This is a genomic window from Micromonospora sp. SYSU B005 (assembly GCF_055362685.1).
The window spans coordinates 225,813-248,136 of record NZ_JAXCFU010000007.1 but is presented as its reverse complement, the minus strand read 5'-3'; the positions used below and the strand labels follow the sequence as shown (position 1 = coordinate 248,136).

Genomic DNA, 22,324 nt, shown 5'->3' with positions numbered 1-22,324 from the left:
GGCGGGAGGACGACGCGAGGAGACGCACGTGACGCAGCCGGAGCCACTCACCCCGCTGACCGAGGACTGGCAGCGGGCGCTGGCAGTGGTGGCCCACCCCGACGACCTGGAGTTCGGCGCCGCCGCCGCGGTGGCGCGCTGGACCGGGCAGGGCAAGGAGGTCGTGTACTGCCTGCTCACCAGCGGCGAGGCGGGCATCGACGGGATGACGCCGGAACGCGCCCGGGTGGTGCGCGAGGAGGAGCAACGGGCCTCCGCCGCCGTGGTCGGGGTGTCGGAGGTCGAGTTCCTCGGCCTGCCCGACGGGCTGGTGGAGTACGGCGTGCCGCTGCGCCGGGCCATCGCCGCCGTGGTGCGCCGGCACCGGCCGGACGTGGTGCTGACGAACAACTTCCGGGAGACGTGGGACGGCGCGTACGCGCTGAACCAGGCCGACCACATCGCCTGCGGCCGGGCCACGCTGGACGCGGTCCGCGACGCCGGCAACCGGTGGATCTTCCCGGAGCAGCTCACCGACGGCACGCAGCCGTGGTCGCGGGTCCGCGAGGTGTGGGCGGCCGGGTCGCCGATGGCCCGGCACGGGGTGGACGTGACCGACACGTTCGACAGGGGTGTGGCGTCGCTGCGGGCGCACGGTGCGTACCTGAGCGGGCTCGGCGACGGCGGTTTCGACGCCGAGGAGTTCCTGGAGGGCATGGCCCGGCCGGCCGGCAGCCGGCTCGGCGCGCGGTTCGGCGCCACCTTCGAGGTCTTCCAGATCAACCTTCAGTAGGGCACGGCGATGTTCCTGGCCGGCACGCCGGCGGCCCGTCCCGCCGAGGGGGCGGGACGGGCCGGTCCGGTGCCGGATCAGGGAATCATCTGACGCAGGTCACCCGGCATGGTGGCCTTCACGTCCTCCCACTCGCCCTGGGTGACGTGCCGCCGCAGCGTGTCCAGCACGACCTGCACCACCCGCTGCGCGCCGCCCTCGACGTCGTACGGGAAGCCCTGGCGCACCTCGTACAGGAAGTCGTCGCGGTTGAGCTTGATCGGCACGTTCTCCGGTTGCCAGCCGTCGAAGTAGATCCCGCGCACCAGCACCGGCAACTGCTGGGCGAACTCGGCGCTCTCCTGCACCGGCAACCGGTCCCGCAACAGGTGCAGCACGGTACGCAGCGCGGCGTAGGACTGGTTGCGCTGTTCCTTCGGCCAGCCGTACGCGGACTCGATCTCCTTGAGGATCACGTTCGTCTTGTCCAGCGAGGACTCGAACGCGGACAACAGCTGTTCGGCCATCGGGCTCACCCCCGTACCTCGGTCTCCCAGCGTCGGTCGTCGGCGCGGCGCGGCGGGCCGCTGGGGCCCCGCCACAACCGGGTCGGACTGAACCGGCCGGGCCGTTCGGCCCGCCGTGGCGCCTCGGAGCTGCCGACCACGTGCAGTACGCCACCGCGGCGCCGGTCCGCCACCACCCGTACCGTCATGACCCACCTCCTCGTCGCGGCGCCCGAGCCGGCGCCCACCGACCATGCTGCGGCGGGGCCGGGTGAGCGGGCCTCACCCGGACCGGGTGAGTCGCTCAGGCGTCCAGCAGGCCGGCGAGTGTGGTGGCGTTGCGCTGCGCGTAGTCCCGGTAGCAGTTGTTCATCAGCACGTGCGTCTGTTCGGCCTGTCCGGCCAGCTCGCGCAGCTTCGGCGCCCAGTCGCGCAGTTCCCGCTTCGAGTAGTCGTAGCCGAACTTCTCGTGGATGTCCTTGCTGGTCCACTTGTCGCTGTGGCCGTGGAACCGGACCACCGCGAGGTCGGCGGTGGCCGCCAGCACCGGCGGGACTGACGACTTGTGTCCCTGCGGCATGTCCACGCAGACGAACGGCAGGTCGTGCTCGCGCAGGAAGCCGAGCGTCTCCTCGGCGTTGTCGCCGTCGAACCAGGAGGCGTGCCGGAACTCGACCACCGGGCGCAGCGGCGCGCACCGCCGGGCCACCTCCAGCAGGTACTGCTTGTTTGCGCGCTTGATGGTGAACCAGGGCGGGAACTGGAACAGCAGCGCGCCCAGCTTGCCGGCCTCGACGAGCGGGTCGAGGGCGGACAGGAACCGGGTCCACACCTCCTCGTACGCCTGCACGGGCAGGTCGTCCGGGTAGACGTTGCGCTTGTCGGTGTCCGGGCGCAGGTCCTTGTAGAGCGCGGAGACGCGGGTGGGGTGGCCGGTCAGCAGGCTGAACGCCTTGACGTTGAACGTGAACCCGGGCGGGGTGCGTTCGGCCCACAGCCGGGCGGTCCGCTCGGCCGGCGGCGAGTAGTAGGTGGCGTCCACCTCGACCAGCGGAAACTGCCGGGCGTAGTAGGACAGCCGCTTCTCCGGGGTGTCGGCGCTCGCCGGGTACCAGCCGGAGTCGAGCAGCGTCCGGTCGGTCCACGAGGCGGTGCCCACCTTGATCTCACCCATGGTGGGAGTTCACCGCGATGGAGGACCGACCGGCAACCGGAACGGCGTTCAGGCCGCCCGCCGCTCCCGGGTCTGCTTGCAGGCCACACAGGAGGTCGCGGACGGGAAGATCTCCAGCCGCTCCACCGGGATCGGGGCGGTGCAGCCCTCGCAGAAGCCGTAGGTTCCCTCGTCGAGGCGGGTCAGCGCGTGCTCGAACTGAGCGCGCCGGTCCAGGATGGTGCGCAGCAGCGACTGCGCGGTGTCCCGCTCGGCGGTCTTGGTGCCGCTGTCGGCCTGGTCGTCGCCGGCGGTGTCGCCGACCTCCACCAGCCGCAGCACCTGGCTCTGCGCCACGGTGTTCTCGTACTCGGCGGTCAGCTCGTCGTACCGCGACCGCAGGGACTGCCGGATCTGGTCGACCTCCGCCTGGGAGCGGCCGGTGGCTGTCGTGTCGTGGACGAGCATCGCTGCCTGCCTTTCCTACACCCTCATACCGGACCGGGGCGGCCAGCGCCCCGGACCCGGTCCGACTGTGGATGCGCGGGCGACGAGATCACCCGTGCTCTGTGAGCCGGGCGATTACCCCAGCCCTCGGCGGGTCAAACCGGCTGTTTCCTGAGTGTTTCCGGTGAGTCCGTAACCGCAGTTCAGGCGGCCTCGACGAGGGCCGGACGGCGCGGATCGTCGGCCCGGACCACCACGTCGGCGAAGGACGCCGGGTCGACCTCGCCGGCGTAGCGGGCGAACGCGGGCAGGGTCCAGCGCAGCGCCGGGTCGGTGCGCCGCGCGAGCGCCGCCGGGGAGAGCACGAGGTGGACGGTGACGTCGAACGGCAGCGTGCCGCCGAGCAGCAGCGCGCCGCTGACCACCACCACCCCGCCGGGCGGCAGATCGACGTACGAGGCGCGGCTGGCCCGGTCGGCGCCGGCGTCCCACAGTGACGGCAGCAGCCGGCCGGAGCCGTCCGGGCCGGCCGGGTCGAGCACCTCGCGGCGCAGCCCGGGTTCGTCGAGCCAGCCCTCGTAGTACGCGTCGGGGTTGGTGCGGCCGTGCTCCAGGCGTACCGAGGCGGGACGGAGGAAGTCGTCGGCGCGGACGTGCAGCACCGGCCGGCCGGCGGCGCGCAGCGGGTCGACCAGTGCCTCGGCGAGCGTGTCCGGCCCGGCGGCGGGCGGGCCGTCCACGGCGACCCGCAGCCGGCCGGGCGTCCCGGTGCGGGCGAGACGCTCGGCCAGCTCGGTGACGAGCCGGTCGGGGCTGATCGGGCGCACGCGCATCGGACCATCGTGCCGCGCGGGCGGGCGGGTCACCACATGATCGGTTCGGGCGGTCGGGGCTCCGTCCGGCGCCGATCGGCGGGTGGTGGTCCCGGACGGTCAGCCGGTGCGGTCGATGGTGACGCGGGCGTCGTCGGCGAGCCGGTAGCCGACGCCGTAGACGGTGGTGACGAGCGGGACGTCCACGCCGACCTTGCCGCGCAGCCGGCGTACGTGCACGTCGACGGTGCGGACGCCGGCGTGCTCGTACCCCCAGACCGCGTTGAGCAGTTGCAGCCGGGTGAACACCCGGCGCGGGTGGGCGACCAGGTGCAGCAGCAGGTCGAACTCCAGGCGGGTCAGCGGCAGCGGCTCGCCGTCGCGCAGCACCGACCGGGACGACGCGAGGATGTGCAGGGTGGGGATGGTCGGGGCGAGCGGGCGGGCCGGGGCGCGGCCGCCCGGCACGGTGTCGGGCCGGCGCTCGGCCGGGACCGTGCCCGCGCTGACCACCGCGTCGCCGCGTTCGAGCATCTCGCGGGCGGCGTCGAGCAGCCGGCGGGCGGCCGGGGTGAGCGACTCCTCGCAGGCCAGGGGGATGGTGAGGGTGACGGTGAGCATGGGCGCGGCGGCCGTGTTCGCGGGACGACGCTGGCCGCCTGGGGGGCGACCGGGGACCGCGGGTTGGGACGTATGCCATCCGGCGCGCGACGAGGCGGGGCTGACCGACATGGTCCTCCTTGGGCTGGTCCGGGTATCTCCCCACGGCCCGGGACGCCGCTTCATCGATGCTTCCCGGCGTCTCTGCGAGGGTCAAGGGGCGGCCGCGTTGCATGAATGTGACATTTGACGAACACATCGCAGCCGTGCGCTCGCTCTGCGTGCGAGGCCCGTTGATTACAGCAGAGCACCGATTCGCGGTGGTACGGGGGGTCTACCCGGGCGTTCACAATGGCGGATCAGCGGCGAACGTGAACGCGGCGCACCCGGAACGGGGTGCGCCGCGTGCCGGCCGGGCCGGGGTCAGGCGTCGCGGTCCACGACGATCGCGGCGTCGTCGGCGAGGCGGTAGCCCACGCCGTACACGGTGGTCACCAGCGGTGTGTCCGGCCCGAACTTGGCCCGCAGCCGGCGCACGTGCACGTCGACGGTACGCGCCACGGCGTGCTCGTAGCCCCAGACGTTCGCGAGAAGTTGCAGGCGGGTGAACACGCGGCGGGGATGTTCGGCCAGGAACAGCAGCAGGTCGTACTCGATGCGGGTCAGCGTGATCTCGGCGCCGCCGTGGCGGACGCGCCGGGTGCCGGTGAGGATGCGCACGCCGCCGGGGACGGGCGCCGCCGGGGCGGCGGCGTCGCCGCGGCGCAGGTCGAGCACGGTACGGGCGGGCGGCCCCTCGCCGGAGGCGGCCAGTCCTTCGCCGGACGCGGCGAGTTCGTCGAGCAGGTCGACCAGGCGCGCGAGGCCCGGCGTCAGCGGACCGGCGCCCAGGTCGAGCGTGATGGTGAGCGTCGGTGCGGTACGCGGCCGCGCCGGCACGGCCCGGTCGGGGCGGCCCGAGCGGGCCGGACGGGTGGTGAGGGCGACGACGGACATGGGAGCCTCCTGTGCGGGCGGTCGCCCCGCCCCGGCGGGTGCGGCGGGACGGTCAGCGGAGCGCCCCGCCGGCGGTGACCGGGGGCGCGGCGGACGAGGGTCGGGTCGGCGGGGTGGGACCGAGGGTGGGCAGGCCGGCGATCTGCCAGGCGGCGAAGCCGCCGGCGACGTCGGTGGCCCGGTGCAGGCCGATGTCCTGGAGCGCGGCGGCGGCCAGCGACGAGGTGTAGCCCTCCTGGCAGAGCACGATCACCGGGACGTCGTAGCCCGTCGCCACCGGCAGCCTTGCCGCGCAGCGCGGGTCGAAGCGCCACTCCAGCACGTTGCGTTCGACAACGAGGGAGCCGGGCACTGTGCCCTGCGCGGCGCGTTGGGCGGCCGGACGGATGTCTACGAGCAGCGCGCCGCCCCGGCACGCCAGGTGGGCCTGTTCCGGGTCGAGGCGGCGCAGGCGGGCGCGGGTGGCCGCGAGGATCTCGTCGATGCCCCGCGAGCCGGGCGGCGGGACCGGACAGCGCTCGGTGCGGGTGGGGGTCTGCGCCATCGTGGCGTCCTTCCGTTCGTCGGGGTTGCGGGTGCGGCTCACCAGGCCACACCGGCTCGGGCCACCTCGGCGACCCGGAGCCGGCCGGCGACGAGGTGGTAGCGGGTCATCCGGGTCAGCGCCGGCCGGTACACGTGCACGCTGACGGCGGGCTCGTCGCCGTGGTTGGTGACCTGGTGCACGTGCCGGGCGCCGAAGCGCCGGCCGGCTCCGGCGGCGAGCCGGTGCGGGCGCAGCCGCCCGCCGCTCACCGTCTCCTCGGTGAGCACGCCGGCCACGACCCGGAACGCACCGGACGAGCCGCCGTGGTCGTGCAGGCCGGTGCCCTGTCCCGGCAGCCAGCTCAGCGCCCACACCTCGTGCGCGTCGCCGGCGTCCAGCCGGGCGTACCACCGCTCGGACGCCTCGAAGCGCAGCGGCACCGGCCAGCCGTCCGGGTCGGCCCAGCGGGCGGCGACGGCGAGCAGGTCGGCGGGAACGGTGCTGGTCATCGGCGGTGCGTCCTCACGGTGCGGAGCGGATGTACCCGCACAGCTTAGACGGTAAAGCCTATCGGTTTAGTAGGTAATACCAGATGCTGGGACGCCGGGGCGCGGCTCAGCGGAGGACCGGCGGGTCCACCTTGTAACCCGGCACCGACGGCCAGCGGACGGTGAGCACCGTGGACTCCCGCTCGGCGTACCAGGAGTGGTCCACGCCCCGGCCCCACACCACGTAGTCGCCGGGCGCGCGCAGCACCACCGTCCGGTCCGGCAGCTCGATCCGGAACGCGCCGCTGATCAGCACCAGCAGGGCGGTACGCCGCTCGCCGGTGGCCCACCGGGACCGGCTCTCCCCCGCCGGGTGCACGCCCCACTTCACCTCCACGTCGGTGCTGTGCCGCACGTCCCCGGCCGGCTTGAAGTGGCCCAGCAGCCAGCCCGCGTCGGTCGCGCCGTCCACCGCCGCGTTGCCCACGTACACCCGATCGTCCATGTGCGCGCCTCCCGTGCCCGGCTGCGCAAGCTACCAGGCGCGCCGGGCCGCGACGCCATAGCCTGGGCGGATGCCCGACGAACTCGACGACGAGACCATCGCCTTCGCCCACCGGATGTTCGACCTGGCGCGGGCCGGGGCCACCGAGGAACTGGCGGCCAACGTGGACGCCGGGCTGCCGGTCAACCTCACCAACGCCAAGGGCGACACGCTGCTGATCCTCGCCGCGTACCACGCCCACCCGGACACGGTGGCCGCGTTGCTGGCCCGGGGCGCCGACCCGGCCCGGGTGAACGACAGGGGGCAGACCGCGCTCGCCGCGGCGGTGTTCCGGCGCCAGGAGGCGGCGGTCCGCGCGCTGCTCGACGCCGGCGCCGACCCGGACCACGGCGGACCGTCCGCGGTCGAGACCGCCCGGTTCTTCGAGCTGCCCGACATGCTGGCGCTGCTCGGCCGCGCATGAGCGGCGGACGGTATACAGGGACGGTGGAGGATCCCGTACCCGAGCAGATGCGCACGGCCGCCGCGGCGTTCCTGGCCGCGCTGGACGAGCCGGCCCGCGACGCCGCCCGGCACGCCTTCGACGACGAGCCGGCCCGGCGGTGGCTGGAGTACCGGCCGCGGCCCCGGCCCGGCGTCGCGCTCGCCGGCCTGGACGTCGACGCCCGCAAGGCCGCGCACCGGCTGCTCGCCACCGCGCTCAGCCCGGCCGCGTACGCGCAGGCCATGACCGTGATGGCTCTCGAAGAGGTGCTGGACCGGGCGGAGGACTGGCGGCGCGGCCGGCACAGCGGCGACTACTGGGTGGCCGTCTTCGGCGACCCGGCCCGCGACGACGACTGGGCCTGGCGGTTCGAGGGACACCACCTGTCGGTGAGCATGACCGTCACCGACGACCGGGTCTCCCCCGCGCCGGTCTTCCTCGGCGCCAACCCGGCCACCGTCCGGCACGCCGGCCGCCCGGTCTCCCGGCCCCTGGGCCCCGAGGAGGACCTGGCCCGCGAGCTGCTCGACGCGCTCGGCCCGGCCGGCCGCTCCGCCGCGATCATCGCCGGGGAGGCGCCCGCCGACATCCTCAGCGCCACCCGGGCCACCGCGCCGGGACGGCTCGACCCGCTCGGCGTACCCCGGGGGCGGCTGCGGCCCACCGGCCGGGCGCTGCTCGACCGGCTGGTCGCGCTCTACCTGGACCGGCTCCCGCCGGAGCTGGCGGCCCGGGAGGCCGACCGGCTCGACGGCGGCGAGCTGCACTTCGCCTGGGCCGGCCCGGTCGAGCCGGGCCGGCGGCACTACTACCGGGTGCAGGGCGACGACCTGCTGATCGAGTACGACAACACCACGGACGACGGCAACCACGCGCACACCGTGCTGCGCCGCCCGGCCGGTGACTTCGGCGCCGACGTGCTGGCCGCGCACCACGCCGCCGCACACCGGCCCGGCCCGCTCACTCCCGGCGCGCCTCGATGAGGAAACGGCGGGCGTACGCGACGAACGGTCCCTCGGCGCGGATCCGCTCGTCCAGGCGGCGCAGCTCGTCGGTGTAGCGGCCGACGGTGAAGCCGGGCACCGTCCAGACCACCTTGCGCAGGAACCAGACCACCGCGCCGATGTCGTGGAAGACGGCACGCAGCGTGGCCTCACGCAGGTCGACGACGGTGAGCCCGGCGGCCCGCGCGTCGGCGACCGCCTTCTCCGGGTGGCGGTGCTCCGGCGGCGGCAGCGGCCCGAGGATCGCCTCGCTGAGCTCCCGCATCGTGCCGGGGCCGATCTGCTGGGACAGGTAGGCGCCGCCGGGGCGCAGCACCCGGGCCACCTCACCCCACCAGGTGTGCACCGGATGACGGCTCACGACCAGATCGAAGGCGGCGTCCCGGAACGGCAGCGGCGGTCGGTCGCCCACCCGCACCACGGACGCGCCGAGCGGGCGCAGGTGACGCCGGGCCACCGGCACGTTCGGCGGCCACGCCTCGGTGGCGACCAGCAGCGGCGGCGGCGCGGGCACCTCGGCAAGCACCTCTCCCCCGCCGGTGTCGATGTCCAGCGCCGCCTTCACGGCGGCCATCCGTTCGCCGACCAGGCGCGCGTACCCCCAGGGCGGGCGCTCCTCGGTGGCGCGGCCGCGCAGCCAGTCGAAGCCCCAGCCCTCGACCGGCGCCGCCTCGGCTTCGGTTACCAGTTCCTCGAACGTGCCGACCATGCCCGCGAGCCTGCCGCCCGGCGGTGGCCGCGGCAACGCATTTCCGCAGGGTCAGTACGGGCGCGGGCGGGCGATCTCGACTGTGGACCCGGCGGGCACGTCGCCGAACGTCTCGAAGCCGCTCGGCTCGGCGGCCCGGTCGAACTGCTGCATCAGCCGCGCGCCCAGGGCCACCCCGACCGCGCCGACGGCGAGCGCGACGAGTTCGGCGGCGAGCAGGGCGCCGTTCGCACCCCGCTGCGGCGCGTTCGCCCGGATCAGGCAGGACAGCAGGAACAGCCCCGCCATGACGGCGTTGACGAGGTTGAACGTCAGCACGGTCCGGCTGGTGCGCCCGGCGCGGACGTCCCACAGGTCGACCAGGCCGGCGACGGTGGTGAGCCCGGCGGCGACGAGCGCGGCCACGGCGGTCCAGTAGCCCACCTCGCCGAGGAACGCCGGGCCGCCGGCCACGTCGGCCAGGTCGAAGACCGCGGCGCAGACGAACAGGCCGAACGGGAACGTGACAAGCATCGGTTGAATGGGATGCCCCTGCACCCGCAGTCGGCTCTGCATCGCTTCCTCCCCAGGTCGGCGCAGCTCACCAGTCCAGAGTGCTACCCGAGGTGCCGCGGGGTGAAACGACTGTCGCTCAGTTGTCCCGGGGCCGGGAGACGGTCAGCACGAGCCGCTCGGCCACCTCGCGCAGCGGGATGTCCAACGAGGAGGCGGCGCTGCGCAGCACCCGCAGAGCCTCCGGGGCGGGACAGCCGCGCTGCGTCATGATCACGCCGACGGCCTGCCCGACCACGCCCTCGGCCAGCAGCGAGTCGTCGATCTCACCGGCCCGGGAGGCGGCCCGCTCGCGGTCGCGGGCGGCGGCCAGCAGCAGACCGGCGTGCTCGGCGAGCAGCATCGCGGTGAGCTGGTGGCGGGGGGTGAGCGCGTCGGGCGCCTCGGCGTACAGGTTGATCGCGCCGATGACCTGCTCGTCCACGTCGACCGGGGCGGAGATCACCCCGTGCACGCCCAGCGCGCGGGCCCGCTCGCTCCAGGCCGGCCAGCGCGTCTCGTCGGGCAACCCGTCCGCGATGATCATTTCCCGGCGGTGGATCGCCGTCATCGCCGGCGTGTCCGGACCGTGCCGCAGGTCGTCCAGCTCGGCCCGGTCCGGGTCGGAGGCGGCCACCCCGGCGGGCTCACCGGCGCGCAGCGCGGTGAAGCCGCAGCAGTCCACGCCCGGCACCGCGTCGCGGGCGATCCGGACCAGGCGGGCGAGCGCCTCGTCGAATCCGGCCGCACCGATCAGGCCGGCGGTCAGCTCGCGCAGCAGCGCGGCCGTCTCCAGCACACCGAGGTTGTCGATCATGGGTTGGCGCGTGTCGAGGTTCACCGGGCCGGGGCCTCCACCGTCCCCGCGTTCTCCCCGTCCGGCACCGTTGCCTGTCCCATGTCCGTCCCTCCTGTGGGCCCCGGCCTACTACCCTCGCAGACCGCAGGCGAAACCGCGCAAAAAGGCCCCTCCCGGTCGCACCGGCAGGGGCCTTTCGGCGCGGGTCAGCGCGACCCGGAGATGAGCCGCCGGCCCACCGAGGCGATCAGCCGGTCCAGCTCCGAGCCGAACGGGTTGTCGTGCACCAGGTACGTCCAGGTGGCGGTCGGCCGCACCAGCTTCGACGAGTCCGGCTCCCAGCCCTCGTCGAACTCGGTCTCCTCGAACGTGGCCACGGTCCGCGTCTCGATCTCGGGCACCAGCGCGTTGAACGCCGGCACCGCGCTGCGGTGGAACTCGTCGAGCGGGTCGAGCCGGCCCAGCGCCCGCAGGTGCACGCCCTCGCGTACCTCGGACAGCTCGGCCAGGTGGTCGGCCCAGAGCCGGTCCAGGTGGTAGAGGGCGATCTTGCGGGCCACGTCGGCGAGCAGGTCCTCGTCCATGTCGCCGGCCTTCTCCGGCACCCGCTCCAGCAGCATCAGCGCGGCGATGTCGCTGGTCAGCAGGCGCTCCCGGCGCTCGGCCAGCGCCTTGCGCTGCTGCTCGATCACCTGGCTGTAGCGCCACGTGTTGCGGTGGATCTCGTGGTTGACGCCCTCGGCGACCCGCTGGGCGTGCTCCACCGCGTAGTCGACCTGCGGGTCGGTGACCAGGCCGTCGGCGTTCATCCGCGGCGAGGCCGGCACGGTGTCGCCGGCGTGCCGGACCACCAGGTCGTCCTCCAGGCTGACGAAGAACACCGACCCGCCCGGGTCGCCCTGCCGGCCGGCCCGGCCGCGGAGCTGGTCGTCGACCCGGCGGCTGTCGTGCCGGCCGCTGCCGATCACGTACAGGCCGCCCAGCTCCGCCACCCGGTCCCGGTCGGCCTGGTCGCTGCCGCCCAGCCGGATGTCGACGCCCCGGCCGGCCATCTGGGTGGAGACCGTCACCGCGCCGTACGCGCCGGCCTCCGCGATGATGCCGGCCTCCTCGTCGTCGTTCTTGGCGTTGAGCACCACGCACGACACGCCGGCGGCGTTGAGCGCGGCGGCCAGCCCCTCGGACTCCTTGACGTCGAGCGTGCCGACCAGCACCGGCCGCCCCGCCTCGTGGCAGCGCGTGATCTCGTCGACCAGCGCCTCCTCCTTCTCGGCGCGGGTGGCGTAGATCCGGTCCGGCTCGTCCTCGCGGACGCAGGGGGTGTTCGGCGGGATCACCGCGACCTCGAGGCCGAAGAACTCGCGGAGCTGGTCGCCGACGAGCACCGCGGTCGCCGTCATGCCGCAGACCGTCGGGTAGAGCGCGATGTACGCCTGCACGGTGATCGTGCCCAGCACCTCGCCCTCGGCGGTGGCGTCCAGGCCCTCCTTCGCCTCGACCGCGGCCTGCAGCCCGTCCGGCCAGCGGCGGCGCTGCGCGACCCGGCCGCGCATCTCGTCGATCAGCTCGACCGAGTCGTCCCGGACGATGTAGTCCACGTCGCGGTGCAGCAGGGCGTGCGCGTGCAGCGCCACGTTCACCGCGGAGAGCTGCCCGACGTGCTCCTCGTCGTACAGGTCGATGCCGCCGAGCTTGGCCTCGACGGTGGCCAGGCCGACCGAGGTGAAGGCGACGCTGCGGCCGTCCTCGGCGATCGTGTAGTGCTTGCCCTTGCGCAGCCCGCGTACCAGCGCGGCGGCCGCGTGCACCGGATCCTGCTCGCCGCCGACCGCGCCGGCCAGCACCATCGGCACCCGGGCCTCGTCGATCAGGATCGAGTCGGCCTCGTCCACGATCGCGGTCTTCAGCGCCGGCTGCACCCGGTCGGCCAGGTCGGTGACGAGCTGGTCGCGCAGGAAGTCGAAGCCGGCCTCGCTGACCGACACGTAGGTGACGTCGCAGCCGTACGCGGCGCGCCGCTCGTCGGGCGTGGACGCCTCGTTGACCCAGCCGACGGTCAGGCCGAGCAGGTCGTAGACGGGTGTCATCCACTCGGCGTCGCGGCGGGCCAGGTAGTCGTTGACGGTGAGCACGTGCACCGGGCCGTTGCCCAGCCGCACGTGGCCGTACGCGGCGACGGTGGCGGTGAGCGTCTTGCCCTCACCGGTGGCCATCTCGGCGACCTTGCCGGACAGCAGCGCCATCGCGCCGAGCAGCTGCACGTCGTAGGGGCGCTGGTCGAGCCCGCGCCGGGCCGCCTCGCGGCCGATCGCGCAGATCTCCTCGTACCCCGTGGCCCGGCCGGCGGCCTCGGTCAGCTCGGCGTCGGAGAGCTGCTCCAGGTCCGCCTCGCGCGCCTCGATCGCCGGCAGCAGCTTCTCCAGCGGTGCCAGGTCGACTGTCGTCCCCGGGCGCTGGAGGAACCGGCGGAACCTGGTCTTCAACCGTTGCGACACACCCATGAGCGGCAACGGTACGCGAACCGGAGCCGATTGTGACCCCCGCCCACCGCGCGCCTCCCGCCTACCGTCCGCCCGCTTCCGTCGATCATGGGGTTGACGGCATGTCGTGTCCGTTTTGTCGCCGCCAACCTCATGATCGACGCCCTGGGAAGGGGATCAGGGGGTGAGGACCACCTGGAGTTCGCTGCGGCGGCGTTCGGCCAGGTCGGTCAGCAGGGTGGGGGCCTCGTCCAGGGGGACCACTGCGGAGATCAGGTGCTTGCGGATCACGTCCCCGTACTGGCGCAGCAGCTCCACCGTCTCCGCCGACAGCCGCTCCCGGTCCCAGGTGGGGACCAGGCCGCGCGGCACCCGGCCGATCTGCGCGCAGCGCAGCGACAGCCCGTTGTGGTGGAACTCCTCGCCGAGCCGGACCGCGTCCGCGCCGGCCTGGTAGAACGCCAGGTCGATCACCGTGCCCTGGGGTCGCAGCAGGCGCAGCGCGAGCTGCAACGCCCAGTCCTGGCCGCGGCACTGGAAGACCACGTCGGCACCCCGGTCCCCGGCGGCGTGGTTCCACCGCGTCTTGAGCACCACCGCCGGGTCGTCCGCGTCCGGGTCGAGCGTGTCCAGGCCGAGCGCCTCGGCGACCTGCCGCCGGGCCGGCGTCGGGTCGACCACCACCACCGAGGCGGCACCGTGCCGGCGGGCGAACAGCGCGGTCAGCAGTGCCACCACGCCGCCGCCGACCACCGCCACCCGGCGTCCGCGTACACCGTCACCGAGCGTGCGCACATCGGTGCCGCACAGGTCGGCGGCGGCGTGCAGCAGCCCGTTGGCGCAGATCGGGCCCATGTGCGCGACATACACGCCGAGCAGCGGATCGAGGTCGTCGGGCAGCGGCACGAACCGTTCGGTGAGCGGGTCGGCCACCCAGCCGCTGCGGTGGCCGTACGTCATGGCGCCGACCTCGCCCACCGCGACGGCCGGGGTACGGCTCTCCACCACGCGCCCGACCTGCATGTAGCCGAGCCGGGTCACCGGATACGGCGTGCTCGCCCCGCCCGGGCGGAACAGCCCGAGCGCGGCGTCCCAGGTGACGTGCAGATAGGGGTTGGTGCCCTTGACGAAGCTCAGTTCGGTGCCGGCGGACACGCCGCTGTAGAGCGTCTCCACCCGGAACGTGCCCTCGCGCAGCTCCGGCGCGTCCAGTTCGGCCAGCTCCACCCGGCCGGGTCCGCCGACCACCACCACCCGGTCACGCATCGACGCTCACCCCCGCGTCCGCGACCGCGGCGGTGAGCCGGGCCGCCGGGCCGGTCGGCAGCGCCACCGGCCGGCCGGTACGCGCCGACTCGGCCACCGCGAGCGCGAGCCGGTGGGTGCGCAGCGCCTCGGCGTACGGCACCCGCACGTCGTCGCCGAGGCCGCACACGGCATCGACGAACGCCCTGTCGACGGCGACCCGCGCGCCGTCCGGGTCGGCGGGAACGTGCCGCTCGCCGTCGGCGTCACGCACGGTCAGGCCGTCCTCGGCCAGCCACAGCGCCAGCCCGTCGGCGAGGATCTCCACGCCGGCCCGGTGCTTCCAGCCGAGCACGCAGGACGCCGCGAGCGTGCCGACCGCGCCGGAGCCGAACCGCAGCGTGGCGGCGGTCACCGAGTCGATGTCGGCGCCGTCGACCGGCGGCGGGGTGCCGTCGCCGTACGCGGTCACCTCGACCGCCTCGCCGGCCAGCAGCCGGACCAGGTCCAGCACGTGCGCGGCCTGCTCGACCACCGGGCCGCCGGAGCGGTCCCGCCGCGCCCACCACGCCACCGGCGGCACCTTGTCCAGCCAGGCGCCGTTGACCATCCGGACCGGACGGCCGGCGAGCAGCCGCCGTGCCTCCTCCACCACGTGCAGGTAACGCCAGTGGTGCCCGACGCCGGTGAGCAGGCCGCGCTGCTCCACCAGCGCCGCGACCCGCTCGGCGGTCTCCAGGTCCAGCGCCACCGGCTTCTCCACGAACATCGGCACCCCGGCGGCGACCACCGCCTCCTCGACCGGGCCGTGCGCGAACGGCGGCACGCACACGTACACCGCGTCCGGGCCGGCCGCGAGCAGCTCGTCCACGTCGCGGAACACCCGGCCGCCGTACGTGCCGGCGAGCGCCCTCGCAGCCTCGGGCGCGACGTCGGTCACACCGAGCAGCTCCACGTCCTCGAAGCCCGTGAGCACCCGGGCGTGGCGTTGCGCCACCCCACCGGCTCCGACTAGTCCCACCCGGCAGGTACGCATCCGACCAACCCTCTCGCCATGACTGGAAGACTTCGGTCACCACTCCCCCCGGCGGCGGCGCGCGAAACGCCACCGGGGGGCGCAACGCAACGTTCATCTGCCCGGAACCGCCCGGTACGCACCTGGTGATCAGGTTGTTAGGCAAGATCCGGTTAGCGCGGATGCGGGATTGGGAAAACCATGGTTCGCGATTCCACCACTAATGGGGGGTGCCCGTGCGGGAATCAGATTCGACCGTCTCACCTGTGGTGGAGGCGTGGGCCACGTACCGCACCAGCACCGCCGCCGACTGGCCGGCGCAACGGCTGGTCCGGGCCAAGGGCGCGAGCCGGGTCAGCGTGGTGCTGCCGGCCCGCAACGAGGAGGCGACAGTCGGCGCGATCGTGTCGACCGTCCGGGAACACCTGATGGACCGCGTGCCGCTCGTCGACGAGCTGATCGTGGTGGACTCCCGCTCCACCGACCGGACGGCCCAGGTGGCGCGCGCGGCCGGCGCCGAGGTGGTCAGCCAGGACGCGATGACGCGCGGGCTGCCCCGGCTGACCGGCAAGGGCGACGCGCTCTGGGCCGGGCTGGCCGCCGCCGAGGGGGACCTTGTCGCGTTCGTCGACGCCGACCTGCGCGAATTCCGGCCGCACTTCGTGACCGGGCTGCTCGGGCCGCTGCTGACGGACCCGAGCGTGGAGTTCGTGAAGGGCTTCTACCACCGGCCGCTGGTCGGTGCGACAAGTGTGGAGCCCGACGGTGGCGGACGGGTGACGGAGCTGATGGCCCGGCCGCTGCTGAACCTGTTCTGGCCGGAGCTGGCCGGTTTCGTGCAGCCGCTCGCGGGCGAGTACGCCGGCCGCCGTGAGGTGCTGGAGCGGGTGCCGTTCGTCACCGGGTACGGCGTCGAGACGGCCATGCTGATCGACCTGCTGGAACTGGTCGGGCTGGACGCGCTGGCCCAGGTCGACCTGGGTGAGCGCAAGCACCGGCACCAGGACACCGCCGCGCTGGGCCGGATGTCCGCGCAGATCATGCTGACCGCCTGGTCGCGGCTGCAACGGCGCGGGTGGGCGGCGCCGGGGGTGGCGCCGACCGCGCTGCTGACCCAGTTCCGCCGGGGCGGCTCCGAGGCGCTGCCCAACCTGGACCGCGAGATCGTCGTGAACGACGTGTCGGTGCAGGAACGCCCGCCGCTGGCGCAGATGCGCAACCGCCTTCCCCGCCGCCGGGTGGCGGCCGCATGAACAGCAAGAACACCGGAGAGGACAGCGCATGACGCTCACCGTGCTGATGAACGCCGGGCCGTGGCTGTCCGTGCCGCCGCCGGGCTACGGCGGGATCGAGAACGTGATCGCCACGCTGGTGCCGGAGCTGCGCCGGCTGGGCGTACGGGTGGTGCTCGCCTCGGTGGAGAGCAGCACGCTGCCGGTGGACGAGCGGATCGCGGTCTTCCCGGACGGCCAGTTCCACGCCTTGCAGCGGCCGTACAACCAGGTTTGCGGCGTCTCCCAGGCGCACCTGTCCGGGGTGGTGCGGGCGCTGCACGCCCGCGACGACATCGACCTGGTGCACGACCACGTGGAGGCGGTCGGCCTGGCCACGCTCGCCGCGATGGGCCCGGACGCCCCGCCGGTGCTGCACACCCTGCACTGGGACCTCGCCAAGCACCCGGAGCTGTACGGCAACCTCGACGGCGGCGACCGGGTACGGGTCAACGGGGTGTCCGCGTCGCAGCTGGCCCGCGCCCCGGAGGCGCTGCGCGCGCACTCGGTGGGACACGTGCACCTGTCCACCCCGCTCGCCGTGGACGCGGACCGGCACACGCCGGTGGCGAAGGGCGACCACGTGGTGATCCTCGGCCGGATCAACCCGGGCAAGGGGCAGGACCTGGGCGCCCGGCTGGCGCAGGAGGCCGGGTTCCGGCTGGTGCTGGCCGGTCCGGTCGGCCCGTACCACCGGCCGGAGGATCTGGCCGCGGCCGGCGACGAGGCCCGGCAGAACCCGGACGTGCGCTTCTTCTACGACCAGGTGGCCCCGTACGTCGACGGCGACCGGGTGCGCTGGGTCGGCACGGTGGCCGGGCGGGAGCGCGACGACCTGGTCGCCTCGGCGCGGGCGTCGCTGTTCCCGCTGCGCTGGGAGGAGCCGGGCGGTACGGCGGTGGTCGAGTCGCTGTCGCTCGGCACGCCGGTGGTGGCCACCTCCCGCGGCTGCCTGCCGGAGCTGATCGAGCACGGCCGCACCGGCCTGCTCACCGGCGACGAGCGGGAGCTGGGTGACCTGGTGCTCGCCGCCGCCGGGCTGGAGCCGGCCGCGTGCCGGCGCGAAGCGGCCCAGCGGTTCACCCCGGCCCGGATGGCACAGCGGTACGTGGAGCTGTACGACCGGGTCCGGGCGGGCGTGACGAAGCCGCTGCAGCCCGCCTGATCCCCCGCGAGCACGTCCACCGGCCCGGCCGCCCCGCGCGGCCGGGCCGGCGTTTGCGCCCGCCGGCCGAGGGAAACCGGCGCTTCCCGCGGTGGCGAGGAGGCCGGCGTGACGAACTCGATGGCGCACTCCCGGGCGCGGCGCAACCCGGCCGACGGGCGGGCTCCGGTACGCCGGGTCGCCTCGGGGTTCGCCGTGCTCCTGCTGCTGCTCGGCGCGCTGGGTTTCGTGCCGGGCGTCACCAGCCACTTCGCGGATCTGCGCTTCGCCGGGCCGGGTTCGGGCGCCCGGCTGTTCGGTGTGTTCCAGGTCTCGGTGGTGCACAACCTGGTGCACCTGGTGCTCGGCGTGGCCGGGCTGGTGCTGGCCCGTACCGTCGCCGGGGCCCGCGCGTTCCTGGCCGGCGCCGGCGCGGTCTACCTGGTGCTGTGGCTCTACGGGCTGGCGGTCGACCGGCGCGACGCGGCGAACGCGCTCGCGGTCAACCGGGCCGACTCGTGGCTGCACCTGCTGCTGGGCGCCGCCATGCTGGCGCTGGGGCTGCTCGCGTCGCGGCGCGGGGAGCGCCGCTGACCTGCGCCCGGCGGCCCCGATGCCCGGTTTCGCCGGTCCGGGGCCCGGGTACGTCCGTAGTCCTCCGGCTGTGGGAGGCGGCGACCGCCCCGGCCGGGCGGCCCTCCCCCGACGAGGGCGGCCCTCCCCGACGAGAAGGAAACGAGGCGGCGATGGTGACCCGGATCAGGTGCGAGGTCCGCGACGAGTCGCCGGTCACTGTCGTACGGCTGGCCGGAGCGCTCGACCTGGGGACGATGCGCGCGGTGCACGAGGTGCTCGACAGCTGCCTCGCCGCGCAGCCGGACGCCCTGGTGGTCGACCTGGAGGAGATCGAGGTCGGCGAGCCGCTGGCGCTGTCCGTGTTCGCCGCCGCCGCCCGCCGGGCCGCCGACTGGCCGGCGGTGCCGATGGTGCTCGCCGCTCCCTGCGCCGAGACGGCGGCGTGGCTGAACGAGACCACCGCCTGCCGGGTGGTGCCGGTGCGCCGGGACTGCGCCGAGGCCACGGCGCTGGCCGGTGCGGCGGCGTCGCCCCGGCTGCGGGCCCGGCTGGAGCCGGTCGCCGGCGCCTGCCGGCGGGCCCGGGAGCTGGTCACCGAGGCGTGTGGCAGGTGGAACGTGCCGGAGCTGGCCGGCCCGGCGTCGCTGGTGCTCAGCGAGCTGGTCGGCAACGTGGTGCGGCACGCCGGCACCCCGATGCAGGTGACGCTGACGCTGCGCCGGCCGTACCTGCGGGTGGCGGTGATGGACGGCAGCCCGGCCGACGCGCGCGCCGCGAGCAGCCGCGACCCGCGTGCCGAGGGTGGTCGCGGGCTGATGCTGGTGCGGGAGCTCACCCAGCGCTGGGGCAGCACCCCGGTCGGGGCCGGCAAGGTCGTCTGGGCCTTGCTCCCGGCTAATTGACCGAATTCTCCGCTCTCGCCTGGTTACATGGGCAGAGGGCCGGGTACGCCCGCCCGTCCTGTCTGTCGTCACACGGGGTGAGATGCCATGCCCAAGCGGGTAGTCACGGAACCGGCACGAGACCGGGGGCCCGCGATCCTCGCGCCGGCCCGGTTCGGGGGATTCCCCGGGCCCGTACGGGAGGCGGTGAAGGGCAACGCGCTGTGGCGGTTGCTGCGCACCACCGACGCCAAGCAGATCGGCCTGCTCTATCTGATCACGTCGTTCGGGTACTTCATCGTCGGCGGGATCCTGGCGTTGATCATCCGGGCGGAGCTGGCCCGGCCGGGGATGCAGATCGTCTCTCCGGAGCAGTACAACCAGATGTTCACCATGCACGGCACGGTGATGCTGCTGCTGTTCGCCACCCCGCTGTTCTTCGGGTTCGCCAACTACCTGGTGCCGCTGCAGATCGGCGCCGCCGACGTGGCGTTCCCCCGGCTGAACGCGTTCGCGTACTGGCTCTACTTCCTGGGCGCGCTGATGGTCGTGGGCGGGTTCGCCACCCCGGCCGGCGCGGCGGACTTCGGCTGGACCGCGTACACGCCGCTGAGCACCTCGCAGCACTCCCCCGGCGTCGGCGGGAACCTGTGGGTGGTCGGCCTGGCCGTGTCCGGCCTGGGCACGATCCTCGGCGCGGTCAACCTGATCACCACGATCGTGACGCTGCGCGCGCCGGGCATGACCATGTTCCGGATGCCGATCTTCACCTGGAACGCGCTGCTCACCAGCGTCCTGGTGATCTTCGTGTTCCCGCTGCTGGCGGCCGCGCTGATGGCGCTGGCCTCGGACCGGCTGCTGCACTCGCACGTGTACGACTCGACGACCGGCGGGCCGATGCTCTGGCAGCACCTGTTCTGGTTCTTCGGCCACCCCGAGGTGTACATCATCGCGCTGCCGTTCTTCGGCATCATCACCGAGATCATCCCGGTGTTCTCCCGCAAGCCGATCTTCGGCTACACCGGCCTGGTGCTCGCCACCATCGCCATCACGGTGCTGTCGATGACGGTCTGGGCGCACCACATGTTCGCCACCGGGCAGGTGCTGCTGCCGTTCTTCAGCATCCTGAGCTTCCTGATCGCGGTGCCGACCGGGGTGAAGTTCTTCAACTGGATCGGCACCATGTGGAAGGGACAGATCACGTTCGAGACGCCGATGCTGTTCGCCGTCGGCTTCCTGGTGACGTTCCTGCTCGGCGGCCTGACCGGGGTGCTGCTGGCCAGCCCGCCGGTGGACTGGCACGTCACCGACACCTACTTCGTGGTGGCGCACTTCCACTACGTGATGTTCGGGACGATCGTGTTCGCCGCGTTCGGCGGGCTCTACTTCTGGTTCCCGAAGATGACCGGGCGGCTGCTCGACGAGCGGCTCGGCAAGATGCACTTCTGGACCATGTTCATCGGCTTCCACGCCACCTTCCTGGTGCAGCACTGGCTGGGCAACGAGGGGATGCCCCGCCGGTACGCCGACTACCTGCCCGGCGACGGCTTCACCACGCTGAACACGATCTCCAGCATCGGCTCGTTCGTCCTCGGCGCGTCCACGCTGTTCGTGATCTGGAACATCTGGAAGTCGTGGCGGTACGGCGCGATGGTCACCGTGGACGACCCCTGGGGCTTCGGCAACTCGCTGGAGTGGGCCACCACCTGCCCGCCGCCGCTGCGCAACTTCGACCGGATGCCGCGCATCCGCTCCGAGCGGCCCGCGTTCGACCTGAAGTACGGCCCGCTCGTGTCCGACCTGGGCCGCGACCTGCCGCAGCGCACCACGAAGCCGCCGCAGAGCTTCAGCGAGGAGTTGCACCACGAGCGGCACGTGCCGGAGTCGCCGTCGGCCGGCGGCGCGTACGGCGCGCGCGAGGCGGTGGACTACCAGCCCGCGCCGCAGTCCGGCGCCCGCCCGGTGGAGGTGCCGGAGCCGGAGGAGGTGCGCCGGCCCAGCTTCGAGGAGACCGACGAGCCGGAGGGCAGCGCGCTCAACGCCGAGCGCGGCGACCAACCCAACGACAGGTGGCGGCACCCGCGCGGGCACGGGGACACCCCGGAGAACTGAGACACCGGACGCGGGCCGGCGCCGCCGGGCGCCGGCCCTCTCGTCGTACGCCTCGCGCCGGCTCCCCGTGGTGGGGAGCCGGCGCGGTGGCGCGTGCGTCAGTCGGCGGCCGGCAGTCCGGCCGCGGCCAGCGAGCGGCGTACCGCCGGCTGCACCCGGGTCAGCCGCAGCGGCACCCCGGTACGCGCGGCGGCCTCCCGGCCGGCCATCAGCGCGGCGATCCCGCCGGCGTCGAAGCCACCGGCCCCGACCAGGTCGACCACCACCTCACGGGGCTGCCCGGTGACCGCCTGGAGCACCGCCCGGCGCAACTGGTCCGCGCCCGCCCGGTCCACCTCGCCGCCGACCTCGACGACCACCCGGTCGCCGTTCTGCTTCACCGAGATCCGCGCCTTGGCCGGTTCGGCCTCGGCCGCGCCGTTCTGCCAGGGCGGCGGCGCGTCGGCGAGCATCGCCTGACGCAGCCAGGTCAGCGCCCGCGACAGCAGCCGGGACACGTGCATCTGCGAGATGCCGAACCGGGCGGCGATCTCCGCCTGGGTCTGGTTGCCGTAGAAGCGCATCGCCAGGATGCGGCGCTCCCGCCAGGGCAGCCGGTGCAGCAGGCCGCTGACGGTGACCCGGTCGTCGACGGACTCCAGCGCGTGGTCGGACTCACCGACCAGGTCGCCGAACTCGGCCGAGCTCTCCCCGCCCACCGGCGCGTTCAGCGACGCCGGGCTGTACCCGGCGGCCGACTCCAGCGCGGCGAGGATCTCCTCCTCCGGCGTCTCCAGCCGGGCGGACAGCTCAGCCACCGTGGGCGCGCGGGACAGCTCGCTGGTGAGCGTCGCCGTCGCCTGTCCCACCTCGAGGATCAGGTCCCGCAGCCGGCGCGGCACGTGCACACCCCAGGTGCGGTCGCGGAAGTGCCGTTTGATCTCGCCGACGATGGTGATGGCCGCGTACGCGGTGAACGAACCGCGTTCCGGGTCGTACCTGTCGACGGCGTTGACCAGGCCGAGACGGGCCACCTGCTCCAGGTCCTCCAGCGGCTCACCACGCCCGCGGTAGCGGCGGGCGAGCCGGCCGGCGAACGGCAGCGCGAACCGGACCAGGTCGTCCCGCGCCTCCTGCCGCCGCTCCGGTGGCAGGCCCTCGATCCGGGCCGCGTACGCGAGCGCCGCCGCGTCCAGGTCCTCCAGACCCCGGTCGGTGGTCGGTGGTGTGGGTGTGGTGGTCTGTCCGAACATCCGCGCCCCCTCGCCGAAGAGCCCCCGCCCGGTCGGAACCGGTCGTGCGCGTGGTCG

General features: G+C 74.0%; 25 protein-coding genes. 8 read left to right on the top strand and 17 right to left on the bottom strand.

Annotation, left to right across the window (positions count from 1 at the left end):
* The first annotated feature begins 28 nt into the window (after positions 1–28).
* Entirely contained in the window at positions 29–772 is a 744-nt protein-coding gene (locus SM452_RS18415) for a PIG-L deacetylase family protein (RefSeq protein ID WP_355510456.1), read from the top strand.
* Positions 773–849: 77 nt separating this feature from the next.
* Here the strand turns inward: SM452_RS18415 and SM452_RS18410 are convergent, their stop codons facing one another.
* The 10 genes from SM452_RS18410 to SM452_RS18365 form a co-directional block, all read right to left on the bottom strand.
* Positions 850–1,278 carry a DUF2267 domain-containing protein gene (locus SM452_RS18410; RefSeq protein ID WP_194801626.1) on the bottom strand — a complete coding sequence of 143 codons (429 nt, stop codon included), beginning with the start codon at positions 1,276–1,278 and terminating at the stop codon, positions 850–852.
* Positions 1,279–1,283: 5 nt separating this feature from the next.
* Positions 1,284–1,466 (bottom strand): hypothetical protein, encoded by a 183-nt coding sequence (locus tag SM452_RS18405; RefSeq protein ID WP_262015572.1) that lies wholly within the window; start codon positions 1,464–1,466, stop codon positions 1,284–1,286.
* 95 nt (positions 1,467–1,561) lie between these two features.
* A complete protein-coding gene (locus SM452_RS18400) occupies positions 1,562–2,431 on the bottom strand; it encodes a DUF72 domain-containing protein (RefSeq protein ID WP_463840363.1) in 870 nt (289 codons plus the stop codon).
* 48 nt (positions 2,432–2,479) lie between these two features.
* Positions 2,480–2,878, bottom strand: coding sequence for a TraR/DksA family transcriptional regulator (locus SM452_RS18395; protein WP_194801628.1), 399 nt, complete (start codon positions 2,876–2,878; stop codon positions 2,480–2,482).
* Between the two features lie 182 nt (positions 2,879–3,060).
* Complete coding sequence (locus SM452_RS18390; RefSeq protein ID WP_262015569.1) at positions 3,061–3,690, bottom strand: nucleoside/nucleotide kinase family protein; 630 nt, start codon at positions 3,688–3,690, stop codon at positions 3,061–3,063.
* A gap of 99 nt (positions 3,691–3,789) precedes the next feature.
* Positions 3,790–4,401, bottom strand: coding sequence for a winged helix-turn-helix domain-containing protein (locus SM452_RS18385; protein WP_262015568.1), 612 nt, complete (start codon positions 4,399–4,401; stop codon positions 3,790–3,792).
* 291 nt (positions 4,402–4,692) lie between these two features.
* Positions 4,693–5,265: a winged helix-turn-helix domain-containing protein gene (locus SM452_RS18380; protein WP_355510463.1), complete on the bottom strand. Its 573-nt coding sequence runs from the start codon at positions 5,263–5,265 to the stop codon at positions 4,693–4,695.
* A gap of 52 nt (positions 5,266–5,317) precedes the next feature.
* On the bottom strand, positions 5,318–5,809 hold the full coding sequence (locus SM452_RS18375) for a rhodanese-like domain-containing protein (RefSeq protein ID WP_355510587.1): 492 nt from the start codon (positions 5,807–5,809) through the stop codon (positions 5,318–5,320).
* A gap of 38 nt (positions 5,810–5,847) precedes the next feature.
* Complete coding sequence (locus SM452_RS18370) at positions 5,848–6,300, bottom strand: cysteine dioxygenase (protein ID WP_262015565.1); 453 nt, start codon at positions 6,298–6,300, stop codon at positions 5,848–5,850.
* A 106-nt stretch (positions 6,301–6,406) separates the two neighbouring features.
* Positions 6,407–6,784, bottom strand: a complete 378-nt coding sequence (locus tag SM452_RS18365; protein ID WP_064446127.1) for a cupin domain-containing protein — start codon at positions 6,782–6,784, stop codon at positions 6,407–6,409.
* Positions 6,785–6,854: 70 nt separating this feature from the next.
* Here SM452_RS18365 and SM452_RS18360 point away from each other — a divergent pair, with 70 nt between their 5' ends.
* Positions 6,855–7,247 (top strand): ankyrin repeat domain-containing protein, encoded by a 393-nt coding sequence (locus SM452_RS18360; RefSeq protein WP_013476997.1) that lies wholly within the window; start codon positions 6,855–6,857, stop codon positions 7,245–7,247.
* Positions 7,248–7,270: 23 nt separating this feature from the next.
* Complete coding sequence (locus SM452_RS18355) at positions 7,271–8,251, top strand: DUF3500 domain-containing protein (RefSeq protein ID WP_463840362.1); 981 nt, start codon at positions 7,271–7,273, stop codon at positions 8,249–8,251.
* Here SM452_RS18355 and SM452_RS18350 read toward each other — a convergent pair.
* The 6 genes from SM452_RS18350 to SM452_RS18325 form a co-directional block, all read right to left on the bottom strand.
* On the bottom strand, positions 8,229–8,981 hold the full coding sequence (locus tag SM452_RS18350) for a class I SAM-dependent methyltransferase (RefSeq protein ID WP_463840361.1): 753 nt from the start codon (positions 8,979–8,981) through the stop codon (positions 8,229–8,231). The genes SM452_RS18355 and SM452_RS18350 overlap by 23 nt on opposite strands.
* A gap of 51 nt (positions 8,982–9,032) precedes the next feature.
* Positions 9,033–9,536 carry a DUF2231 domain-containing protein gene (locus SM452_RS18345; protein WP_315985948.1) on the bottom strand — a complete coding sequence of 168 codons (504 nt, stop codon included), beginning with the start codon at positions 9,534–9,536 and terminating at the stop codon, positions 9,033–9,035.
* 76 nt (positions 9,537–9,612) lie between these two features.
* Positions 9,613–10,329: a GAF and ANTAR domain-containing protein gene (locus SM452_RS18340; RefSeq protein WP_410054956.1), complete on the bottom strand. Its 717-nt coding sequence runs from the start codon at positions 10,327–10,329 to the stop codon at positions 9,613–9,615.
* Between the two features lie 188 nt (positions 10,330–10,517).
* On the bottom strand, positions 10,518–12,812 hold the full coding sequence (secA2, locus tag SM452_RS18335) for an accessory Sec system translocase SecA2 (protein ID WP_194801640.1): 2,295 nt from the start codon (positions 12,810–12,812) through the stop codon (positions 10,518–10,520).
* A 156-nt stretch (positions 12,813–12,968) separates the two neighbouring features.
* The gene (locus SM452_RS18330) at positions 12,969–14,057 is read right to left on the bottom strand and encodes a zinc-dependent alcohol dehydrogenase (RefSeq protein WP_262015559.1); all 1,089 of its coding nucleotides are present in this window, start codon (positions 14,055–14,057) and stop codon (positions 12,969–12,971) included.
* On the bottom strand, positions 14,050–15,072 hold the full coding sequence (locus SM452_RS18325; RefSeq protein WP_463840360.1) for a Gfo/Idh/MocA family protein: 1,023 nt from the start codon (positions 15,070–15,072) through the stop codon (positions 14,050–14,052). The genes SM452_RS18330 and SM452_RS18325 overlap by 8 nt, the downstream gene beginning before the upstream one ends.
* 248 nt (positions 15,073–15,320) lie before the next feature.
* Here SM452_RS18325 and SM452_RS18320 point away from each other — a divergent pair, with 248 nt between their 5' ends.
* The 5 genes from SM452_RS18320 to ctaD all read left to right on the top strand — a co-directional run bounded on the left by SM452_RS18320 (position 15,321) and on the right by ctaD (position 21,035).
* On the top strand, positions 15,321–16,304 hold the full coding sequence (locus SM452_RS18320) for a glucosyl-3-phosphoglycerate synthase (RefSeq protein ID WP_262015590.1): 984 nt from the start codon (positions 15,321–15,323) through the stop codon (positions 16,302–16,304).
* A 28-nt stretch (positions 16,305–16,332) separates the two neighbouring features.
* Positions 16,333–17,487: a glycosyltransferase gene (locus SM452_RS18315; RefSeq protein ID WP_355510480.1), complete on the top strand. Its 1,155-nt coding sequence runs from the start codon at positions 16,333–16,335 to the stop codon at positions 17,485–17,487.
* A 120-nt stretch (positions 17,488–17,607) separates the two neighbouring features.
* On the top strand, positions 17,608–18,060 hold the full coding sequence (locus SM452_RS18310; RefSeq protein WP_355510590.1) for a DUF4383 domain-containing protein: 453 nt from the start codon (positions 17,608–17,610) through the stop codon (positions 18,058–18,060).
* 152 nt (positions 18,061–18,212) lie between these two features.
* Positions 18,213–18,944, top strand: coding sequence for an ATP-binding protein (locus SM452_RS18305; RefSeq protein WP_262015556.1), 732 nt, complete (start codon positions 18,213–18,215; stop codon positions 18,942–18,944).
* An 87-nt stretch (positions 18,945–19,031) separates the two neighbouring features.
* Positions 19,032–21,035: an aa3-type cytochrome oxidase subunit I gene (gene ctaD / locus SM452_RS18300; RefSeq protein WP_463840359.1), complete on the top strand. Its 2,004-nt coding sequence runs from the start codon at positions 19,032–19,034 to the stop codon at positions 21,033–21,035.
* A 98-nt stretch (positions 21,036–21,133) separates the two neighbouring features.
* Here the strand turns inward: ctaD and SM452_RS18295 are convergent, their stop codons facing one another.
* Positions 21,134–22,267: a SigB/SigF/SigG family RNA polymerase sigma factor gene (locus tag SM452_RS18295; protein ID WP_262015554.1), complete on the bottom strand. Its 1,134-nt coding sequence runs from the start codon at positions 22,265–22,267 to the stop codon at positions 21,134–21,136.
* Between the last annotated feature and the right edge of the window lie 57 nt (positions 22,268–22,324).